This is a genomic window from Pseudoalteromonas sp. ND6B (assembly GCF_000764215.1).
Classification (GTDB): Bacteria; Pseudomonadota; Gammaproteobacteria; order Enterobacterales; family Alteromonadaceae; genus Pseudoalteromonas; species Pseudoalteromonas tetraodonis.
On the sequence record NZ_JQFL01000046.1, the window covers coordinates 1 to 1,348 of the forward strand.

The 1,348-nt window shown below is 41.4% G+C and carries 1 pseudogene; it reads left to right on the forward strand.

Annotation, left to right across the window (positions count from 1 at the left end):
* Positions 1-1,310, forward strand: a pseudogene (locus ND6B_RS08200) (IS3 family transposase); the annotation flags it as partial.
* Positions 1,311-1,348 lie beyond the last annotated feature (38 nt).

The following is a 1,348-nucleotide window of genomic DNA, read 5'->3' on the forward strand; positions in this document are numbered from 1 at the left end:
ATTGAGTGTGGAAGTTTAGATGAAGCCGCCATAAATGAATACTGCCGTAATATAGGGCTTTATCCGCATCATATTCAGCAATGGAAGAAAGACTTAGTAACACCACCTTCAAATAAAACAGTAAAGTCAGACAGTAAACAGCTTAAGCAAGAAATAAAGCAACTGCAAAAAGAACTGAATCGCAAAGATAAGGCCTTAGCTGAAACTGCCGCTCTACTTGTACTCAAAAAAAAAGCGGATGCACTTTGGGGTTTCAACGAGGACGATTAACAACAGCGACTGAGCGACATGAATTAATAACGCTTATCACAAACGCACAGGCTTCAGGGGCAAGGAAAGAAAAGGCATGTGAGTTACTTGGACTGACACTAAGAACCGTTCAGCGGTGGATTGAAGCAGACGATATGACTGACAAACGGACGAGTACGAAAAAACAGCCGCCTAACCGTCTCACAGAGTTAGAGCGGCAGCGCATTATTAATACGGCTAATTCAGCCGAATATGGGCATTTACCGGCCAGTAAAATAGTCCCTAAGCTGCTTGATAAGGGCATATGGATAGCGTCTGAAAGTTCGTTTTATCGTGTCATGAAGGCACATAACTTATTAACGCATAGAGAAAAAGTAAAGCCAGCTAAGCCGATGAAAAAGCCAAGAGCATTGAAAGCAGTGCGTGCAAATGAAGTCTACACTTGGGATATCACCTATTTACCAACGAGCGTAAAAGGGCAATTTTTATACTTATATTTAGTGATGGACATTTTTAGTCGAAAGGTTGTTGGCTGGCAAGTTTACGACACACAGTTAAGTGAATTAGCCGCAGATTTAATGAAGGATATTTGCAGTCGGGAGCAAATAAAGCGCGAGCAAGTCACGTTGCACTCAGATAATGGTAGCCCAATGAAAGGCGCGACATTACTGGCAACATTACAGGAGTTAGGGATTGTGCCATCATTTAGTCGACCGTCAGTAAGTAATGATAATCCATACTCTGAGTCGTTATTTAAAACGTTAAAGTATCGCCCAGAATACCCAGAAAAGGCATTTGAAGATATAAGCGCAGCAAGAGAATGGGTAAGTGGGTTCGTTGATTGGTACAATAATGAGCACCTACACAGTGGTATAAAATTTGTGACGCCAAACCAACGTCATTCAGGTTTAGATAAAGAAATATTAGCTAAGCGTCAGCAGGTAAACGACGCAGCTAAATTGAATAACCCAAGTCGTTGGTCAGGGAAGTCACGAGACTGGTCAATGATAAATGAAGTAAATTTAAACCCTGAGAAAAAAGAAGAAATGCGGGCGGCATAAAATTTAACTTGAGGCGACAACTAACTTGAAAAACTCCG